An 8,092-nucleotide genomic window follows, 5' to 3' on the forward strand; every position below is an offset into this window, starting at 1 on the left:
CCGCGAGTTCCTCGTGGATCGGGATCTCTTCGCGATCGACTCCGTTCTCCGGGACCTCGTCCCCGGCGGCCTGCCCTTCACCGAGGTCACGTTCGCCGGTGGGCGCACCGACGAGACCCTCGCCGCCTACGGCGAGCGGCTGGGCACGGTGCCGTCATCGCCCGGTGGTGGCGACGGGGTCACGGCGGTCTTCGACGCCGTCCACCTCGACCGACCCCTCCCGCAGGGCAGTGCCGGGGCGGTGGCCATGGCCGAGGCGCTCTGCCGGGACCTCGCCGCCACCCGCCGGACCCGCGGGCCGGTGAGCAGCCGTGTCCGCGTCGAGATCACCGGGAGTCTCTCCCAGGGGGCACCCATGACCTCCGTGGCCGCCGCACTGGGGATGAGTCCCCGGACGCTGCGGAGGCGGCTGGCGGACGAGGGCACCTCGTACCAGCGCCTGCTGGGCGACGTCCGGGTCGAGTTGGCGGAGCGGATGCTGGCCACCGGTCTGCTCTCGGTCGAGGACGTCGCGATCCGCCTGGGATACGCCGAGGCGTCGAGCTTCATCCACGCGTTCCGGCGCCTCACCGGCACCACGCCACACCAGGCCTCCGTCGCCTCCCGGACCCGGACCTCGGCGGCGCCGCGGGCCTGATGTGCCGGGTGAGACCCGGACGTGGGATGATCGGCGGCGTGCTGAAGTGGACCACCGCCGGAGAATCGCATGGCCAGGCCCTAGTGACGATCGTCGAGGGCGTCATCGCGGGGGTCGAGGTGACGAGCGAGCAGATCGCCTCGCAGCTCTCCCGCCGCCGCCTGGGCTACGGCCGCGGCGCCCGGATGAAGTTCGAGGCCGACGCGGTGAGGGTGCTCGCGGGCGTCCGGCACGGTCGCACCATGGGCTCGCCCATCGCGATCGAGGTCGGTAACACCGAGTGGCCCAAGTGGGAACAGATCATGTCGGCGGATCCCGTCGAGCCCGACGCGATCGAGGACAAGGCCCGCGCGGCCGTGCTCACCCGACCGCGCCCGGGCCACGCCGACTTCGCCGGCATGTTGAAGTACGACTTCGACGACGCCCGGATGGTCCTGGAGCGCGCGAGCGCCCGCGAGACCGCGGCCAGGGTCGCCGCCGGGACGGTCGCCCGCGCGCTGCTGCGTGAGGTCCTGGGTGTCGAGGTCCTCTCGCACGTGATCTCGATCGGCGCCTCCGAGCCCTACACCGGACCCGAGCCCACGTTCGCCGACCTGCCGGCCATCGACGACAGTCCCGTGCGCGCGTTCGACGCGGCGAGCGGGGACCTGATGATCGCCGAGATCGAGGCCGCCAAGAAGGCCGGCGACACGCTCGGAGGCGTGGTCGAGGTGGTTGTCCACGGTCTGCCCATCGGACTCGGTTCGCACGTGTCCGGCGAGGAGCGCCTCGACGCCCAACTGGCGGGGGCCCTCATGGGTATCCAGGCGATCAAGGGGGTCGAGGTCGGCGACGGTTTCGAGACCGCCCGTCGACGGGGAAGCGTGGCACACGACGAGATGGTGCGCGGAGCGGACGGTGTGGGACGCCGGAGCAACCGTGCGGGTGGACTCGAAGGGGGGATGACCAACGGTCAGCCGCTCCGGGTCCGCGCCGCCATGAAGCCCATCTCCACCGTCCCCCGCGCGCTGAGCACGGTCGACATGGCCGACGGGTCGGGCGCCACCGCGATCCACCAGCGCTCCGACGTGTGCGCGGTCCCCGCTGCCGGAGTGGTCGCGGAATCGATGGTCGCGCTGGTCCTGGCACGGTCCGTCCTGCAGAAGTTCGGCGGGGACTCGGTGTCGGAGACCCGACGCAACGCGCAGGGCTACCTCGACGCCGTGGCGGCGAGACTGGACTGGGACTCGGATCCGGCATGAGCGATCCGGCACGGCCGGTCGCCGTCCTGGTGGGTCCGCCGGGTGCCGGCAAGACGACGATCGGACGCAAGCTCGCCCGGAGGCTCGACGTGCCGTTCCGTGACGCCGATCAGATGATCGAGGAGTCCGAGGGGCGGTCGATCCCCGAGATCTTCGCGGACGACGGTGAGCCCGCGTTCCGCGCGATCGAGGAGAAGGTCGTGGGGGAGGCGCTCGCGTCCTTCGACGGTGTCCTGTCGCTGGGGGGCGGGGCGGTGCTCTCGGCCACCACCCGCGCACGGCTCCGTGGTCACCGCGTGATCCATCTGACGATCGGGGTGGCCGAGGGTGTTCGTCGGTCGCGCGGTCCGGGCCGTCCTCTCCTCGCGGGCGGGGACGCGACGGCGCGCTACCAGGCGTTGCTGACCGAGCGGTCACCGCTGTACCGCGAGGTGGCGTGGTCGACGGTGAGCACGGAACGCCGGAGTTCGGGCAAGGTGGTGACGGAGATCGTCGACAGGCTCGAGTCCGGTGACCCGCACGCCCGGGGCACAGGGGACCGATCGTGAGTCGGGCGAGAGACGGGTACGAGCGTGAGTAGTCGAGCGATGAGCGGGAGTCCATCATGAACCGAGACCGGAACGACACCGACCCCGTGGTGGTGGAGGTGCGGTCCGCCGATCCGTACCCGGTGGTGATCGGCCGTGGACTGCTGCCGGAGATCCTCGAGGCGTGTTCGACGTCGCGCAACCTGGCGATCTTCCACCAGCCTCCGTTGACCCAGACCGCCGAGGCCCTGCGCGAGCAGCTCGCCGAGGCCGGCGTCAACGCGCACCGCGTGGAGATCCCCGACGCCGAGGCCGGCAAGGATCTGGCAGTGGCGGGGTACTGCTGGGACGTCCTCGGCAAGATCGGGTTGGGCCGCAAGGACACCGTGGTGAGCCTGGGCGGCGGGGCGGCGACGGACCTCGCCGGCTTCGTGGCCGCCACCTGGATGCGCGGGGTCCGCGTGATCCACATCCCCACCACGCTGCTCGCGATGGTGGACGCCGCCGTCGGTGGTAAGACCGGGATCAACACCGACGCGGGCAAGAACCTGGTGGGCAGCTTCCACGAGCCGGCCGCCGTCTTCGTCGACACCGCGACACTCGAGTCGGTTCCGCGCAACGAGCTGATCTCCGGGATGGCGGAGGTGGTCAAGTGCGGCTTCATCGCCGACCCCGCGATCCTCGATCTCATCGAGGCCGACCCGCAGGCGGCGCTCGACCCGACCGGGGAGACGATCGTCGAGCTCATCCGCCGGAGCATCCAGGTCAAGGCCGACGTGGTGGGCCGGGACCTCAGGGAGTCCGGTCCCCGGGAGAACCTCAACTACGGACACACCCTCGGCCACGCGGTCGAGCGGCGTGAGCAGTACCGCTGGCGGCACGGGGCGGCCGTGAGCGTGGGGATGTGCTTCGTGGCCGAGCTGGCCCGCCTGGCCGGTCGTCTGGACGACGCGACGGCCGACCGTCACGCGTCGATCCTGTCCTCTCTCGGCCTACCCACCGGATACCACGACGACGCGTTCCCGCGGTTGCTCGAGCTGATGGCGGGGGACAAGAAGAACCACTCCGGCTTCCTCCGGTTGGTGGTCCTCGACGGACTGGCCCGGCCGGCGCGCATGGAGGCCCCCGACCCGTCCCTGATGACGGCGGCCTACGCCGCGATCTCCGAGGGGAACAAGCCCAGCGGCGGCGGGGTCCTGCTGTGAACGACCGCCTGGCGGCCCGTCGACGTGCGGTCGCCTCCGCGACCGCCGAGGCGGGAGCCGGTGCGCTCCTGGTCACCGACCCACGGAACATCGCCTACCTCACCGGGTTCCGCGGATCCGGTGGGGCCGTCCTCGTGGAGGACGACGGCGAGGCGGTCCTGTGCACGGACTCGCGGTACGAGCTCCAGGTTGTCGAGCAGGCCCCTGATGTCGGGCACGTGATCTCGCGGGACTACGTCGCCGGGGTGCTCGGACGTCGCCGGGGTCCCGCGGACGCCCCGCTCGCGGTGGAGGCGGACGACCTGACCCTGTCCGCGGCGTCCGCCCTGCGCGGTGTTCTCGAGAAGATCGGGGCCGCCGGGACACAGGTCGTCGAGACCAGCGGGCTCGTGGAGCAGGTCAGGCGGGCGAAGGACCCGGTCGAGATCGGACTCATCGAGCGTGCCTGCCGGGTCGTGGACGAGTCATGGAACCATCTGCTGGCCCACGGCCTGCTCGCCGTGAACCGCAGCGAGCGGGAGGTCGCCGCGGATCTCGAACACGCGATGCGACGGGCCGGCTCCGACGGGGTGGCGTTCGACACCATCGTCGCCTCGGGCCCCAACGGTGCGCACCCGCACCATGTCCCGGGGGACAGGCTGCTCGCCGCCGGTGATCTCGTCGTGGTGGACTTCGGAGCGACGGTGTCGGGATACGCGTCCGACTGCACCCGCACCGTCGCCCTGGGCGGCGCTGCCGACCGACTCCTCGACGCCTACGAGGTCGTCAGAAGCGCCCAGCTCGCCGGGGTGGCGGCGGTCCGGGCGGGACTGGCCTGCTCGGAGCTCGACGCGGTGAGTCGGGGCATCATCGCCGACGCCGGGTTCGACGGGTACTTCGGCCACTCGCTGGGACACGGGGTGGGGTTGGACGTCCATGAAGCGCCCGCGGTGTCGAGCAGGTCCGCGAGTACACTGTCCGACGGCGATGTGATCACCATCGAGCCGGGGATCTACCTCCCCGGCCTCGGAGGGATCCGAATCGAGGACACCGTGGCCGTCACCGGCGGGGGCGGTCGGTCCCTGACCACCACGTCGACGGCGCTCAGCGTGCTCTGAGCAGCCGTCCCACAGAACATGCGCGCGGCGCCGGTCCCCGGCCGCCCGCCGACGACTCGCGAAGGAGAACGACCATGGCGTCCACCGCCGACTTCAAGAACGGCCTCGTCCTCAAGGAGGAGGGCAACCTGTGGCAGATCCAGGAGTTCCAGCACGTCAAGCCGGGTAAGGGTCCCGCCTTCGTCCGCACCAAGATCAAGAACGTGGTCTCCGGCAAGATCGTCGACAAGACCTACAACGCCGGGGTCAAGGTGGAGACCGCCACGGTGGACCGCCGCGACATGACCTTCCTCTACCGCGACGGTGAGGACTATGTCCTCATGGACGAGAAGGACTTCGAGCAGATCAACGTCTCGCCCACCGTGATGGGGGACGGTGCCCGGTTCCTCCTCGAGAACACCAGCGTCCAGGTGTCGATGCACGAGGGCGTGGCGCTCTTCGCCGAGATGCCCGTCGCCGTCGACCTGGTGGTCCAGCACACCGACCCGGGCCTGCAGGGGGACCGGTCGACCGGCGGCACCAAGCCCGCCACCCTCGAGACCGGCGCCGAGGTCCACGTGCCGCTGTTCATCAACACGGGCGACAAGCTGCGGATCGACACCCGCGACGGCCGTTACCTCAGCCGGGTGAACGCCTGACCATGGCGGATGACGCAGAACACCGGCGCCGGGGATCGAGGTTCCGGGCCCGCAAGCGCGCGGTGGCCCTGCTGTTCGAGGCGGAGCTCCGGGACGCCGACGTGGTGGCGCTCGCCGAGGAACGCCGCCGGATGGGCGAGCAGTCGCAGGAATTCCACGACGTCGCCTCGTACACCATGGACATCGTCACGGGCGTGGCGGAGCGGTTGGACCGTCTCGACACCATGATCGCCGAGCACCTGCGGGAATGGACGCTCGATCGCCTCCCGGCAGTGGACCGTGCGGTGCTGCGCGCCGGGGCGTGGGAGCTGTTGTTCGGCACCGAGGACGTGGACTCGGCCATCGTGATCGACCAGTCGGTGCTGCTGGTCGCCGACCTGTCCGCCGAGAAGTCGGTGCCCTACGTCAACGCCGTCCTCGACCGCATCGCCGGGCTCGCCGAGCACATCCGGGCGGCCGAGCGCGCGGTGTCCTCGCTGGACCCGGCGCCGGCCGTAGACGTGTCGGAGGCCACCCCCGACCCGTCGGAGACCGGAACCGAGGACTGATAGAGTTCGGTCCGAAAGCTATCCCTTTAACGAGCCGTCCAGCGAGGCGGACAAGGAGGTGGTGATCGGTGAGCGCTGACGGTCCGGAGACGACCTCGGTTTCACTCTTCACGTCTGACGACGTCGCCAGGACGATATCCCGCCTGGCACACCAGATCATCGAACGCACGGCCGCGGACGCACCGGATTCGGGTCCGGTCGTCCTGCTCGGCATCCCCACCCGTGGTGTCCCGCTCGCGCACCGTCTGGCCGAGCGCATCAGGGAGTTCAGCGGAGCCGCCGTACACGCCGGTTCACTCGATGTGACCCTGTACCGCGACGACCTCGCCGGTGGCCCCCACCGCCCGATGAGCCCGACCACGGTCCCGGCCGAGGGCATCGACGGAGCGACCGTCATCCTGGTCGACGACGTCCTCTTCTCCGGGCGGACCATCCGGGCGGCATTCGACGCGCTGCGGGACCTCGGCAGGCCCGCCCGCGTCCAGCTCGCCGTCCTGGTCGACCGCGGGCACCGCGAACTCCCGATCCGCGCGGACTACGTCGGGAAGAACGTCCCCACCTCGCGCGAGGAGGGCGTCTCGGTGCGGCTCACGGAGACGGACGACGTCGACGCCGTGGTCCTCAGACGGCCGACACCGGAGGACGCCAGGTGAAGCATCTGCTCTCCGCCGCCGATCTGGACCGCGACGCGGCGCTGTCGATCCTGGACGAGGCCGGCCGTCTCAAGGAGACGCTCCTCGGGCGCGAGGTCCGCAAGCTGCCCACCCTCCGGGGCAAGACCGTCCTGACGGTGTTCTACGAGAACTCCACGCGCACGAGGGTCTCCTTCGAGACCGCCGGCAAGTGGATGAGTGCCGACGTCATCAACGTCTCCGCGAGCGCCTCCTCGGTGCAGAAGGGGGAGTCGCTGCGGGACACGGCCATGACACTGACCGCGGTCGGTGCGGACGCGCTCATCGTGCGTCATCCGGCTTCGGGGTCCGCCCTCCAGATCGCCGGCTGGGTCGCCCCCGGCGGCGTCGGGCCCTCGGTCATCAACGCCGGTGACGGCATGCACGAGCACCCGACCCAGGCGTTGCTGGACGCGATGACCATCCGCGAACGACTGGGGGGGATCGAGGGCCGCCGGGTGGTGATCGTCGGCGACATCCTGCACTCGCGGGTGGCCCGGTCGAACGCGCTGCTGCTGTCGACCCTCGGTGCCGAGGTCGTGTTGGTCGCGCCACCCACCCTGCTGCCGGTGGGGGTCGGGGACTGGCCGGTCCGGGCCTCGACCGACCTCGACGCCGAGCTGCCCGGCGCGGACGCGGTGATGATGCTGCGTGTCCAGGCCGAGCGGATGAACGGAGGGTTCTTCCCGTCCGCCCGCGAGTACGCGGTGCGGTACGGCCTGGGGCCCGCCCGTGCGTCCCGGTTGCCCGAGAACGCGATCGTCCTGCACCCCGGACCGATGGTCCGGGGGATGGAGATCGGGTTCGACACCGCCGACGCCCCGTCGTCAGCGATTCTCCAGCAGGTCACCAACGGCGTCCACGTACGCATGTCGGTCCTGCTCCACACCCTTGTCGGAACGGAAGGAAACCCCGAGTGAGCGCCCTCGAACCCCCGACCCTGCTGCTGCGCCGGGTCCGGCCCTACGGGGAGGGCGACCCCGTCGACGTGCTCGTCAGGGACGGGCTCGTCGCCGCGATCGGACCGGACGCCGGTGAGGATCTCCCTGACGACGTCGAGACCCACGACATGGCCGGCGCCGTCCTGCTCCCCGGGTTCGTCGACCTCCACACCCACCTGCGCGAGCCCGGACGGGAGGACACCGAGACGGTGGCCACCGGGTCGGCGGCGGCGGCGCGGGGCGGGTACACCGCGGTGTTCGCCATGGCCAACACCCAGCCTCCGCAGGACAACCAGACCGTCACCGACTCCGTGTGGCGGATCGGCCGGTCCGTGGGCCTGTGCGACATCCACCCGGTGGGAGCGGTCACCGTCGGACTCAAGGGGGAACAGCTCACCGAGATGGGTCAGATGGCCTCCGGCGAGGCCCGGGTCAGGGTCTTCTCCGACGACGGCATGTGCGTCTACGACCCGTTGGTGATGCGCCGCGCCCTCGAGTACTCGGCGGGACTCGGTGTGCTGATCGCACAGCACGCGGAGGAGCCACGCCTGACCAAGGGTGCGGTGGCGCACGAGGGGCCCACGGCC

Annotated in this window: 10 protein-coding genes; all 10 read left to right on the forward strand. The window is 71.0% G+C overall.

Annotated elements, in window-relative coordinates:
* Window positions 1-637, forward strand: a 637-nt coding sequence (locus G6021_RS01485; RefSeq protein ID WP_182640520.1) for a helix-turn-helix transcriptional regulator, incomplete at its 5' end; no start/stop codon positions are given.
* A 38-nt stretch (window positions 638-675) separates the two neighbouring features.
* Complete coding sequence (gene aroC / locus G6021_RS01490) at window positions 676-1,878, forward strand: chorismate synthase (RefSeq protein WP_182638542.1); 1,203 nt, start codon at window positions 676-678, stop codon at window positions 1,876-1,878.
* On the forward strand, window positions 1,875-2,426 hold the full coding sequence (locus tag G6021_RS01495) for a shikimate kinase (RefSeq protein WP_179525359.1): 552 nt from the start codon (window positions 1,875-1,877) through the stop codon (window positions 2,424-2,426). Before aroC ends, G6021_RS01495 begins: the two co-directional genes overlap by 4 nt.
* Window positions 2,427-2,482: 56 nt before the next feature.
* On the forward strand, window positions 2,483-3,610 hold the full coding sequence (gene aroB / locus G6021_RS01500; RefSeq protein WP_182640521.1) for a 3-dehydroquinate synthase: 1,128 nt from the start codon (window positions 2,483-2,485) through the stop codon (window positions 3,608-3,610).
* Window positions 3,607-4,707, forward strand: coding sequence for a M24 family metallopeptidase (locus tag G6021_RS01505; RefSeq protein WP_182640522.1), 1,101 nt, complete (start codon window positions 3,607-3,609; stop codon window positions 4,705-4,707). Before aroB ends, G6021_RS01505 begins: the two co-directional genes overlap by 4 nt.
* A gap of 74 nt (window positions 4,708-4,781) precedes the next feature.
* Entirely contained in the window at window positions 4,782-5,345 is a 564-nt protein-coding gene (efp, locus tag G6021_RS01510) for an elongation factor P (RefSeq protein WP_182610780.1), read from the forward strand.
* Between the two features lie 2 nt (window positions 5,346-5,347).
* Window positions 5,348-5,893 carry a transcription antitermination factor NusB gene (nusB, locus tag G6021_RS01515; protein ID WP_182610781.1) on the forward strand — a complete coding sequence of 182 codons (546 nt, stop codon included), beginning with the start codon at window positions 5,348-5,350 and terminating at the stop codon, window positions 5,891-5,893.
* Window positions 5,894-5,961: 68 nt separating this feature from the next.
* Complete coding sequence (gene pyrR / locus G6021_RS01520; RefSeq protein WP_179525354.1) at window positions 5,962-6,546, forward strand: bifunctional pyr operon transcriptional regulator/uracil phosphoribosyltransferase PyrR; 585 nt, start codon at window positions 5,962-5,964, stop codon at window positions 6,544-6,546.
* Complete coding sequence (locus tag G6021_RS01525) at window positions 6,543-7,484, forward strand: aspartate carbamoyltransferase catalytic subunit (protein ID WP_182610782.1); 942 nt, start codon at window positions 6,543-6,545, stop codon at window positions 7,482-7,484. Before pyrR ends, G6021_RS01525 begins: the two co-directional genes overlap by 4 nt.
* The coding region (locus tag G6021_RS01530) for an amidohydrolase family protein (protein ID WP_182610783.1) at window positions 7,481-8,092 on the forward strand (612 nt) is incomplete at its 3' end. The genes G6021_RS01525 and G6021_RS01530, both read left to right, overlap by 4 nt.

It is taken from the genome of Dietzia sp. CW19, from assembly GCF_014145265.1.
Classification (GTDB): Bacteria; Actinomycetota; Actinomycetes; order Mycobacteriales; family Mycobacteriaceae; genus Dietzia; species Dietzia natronolimnaea.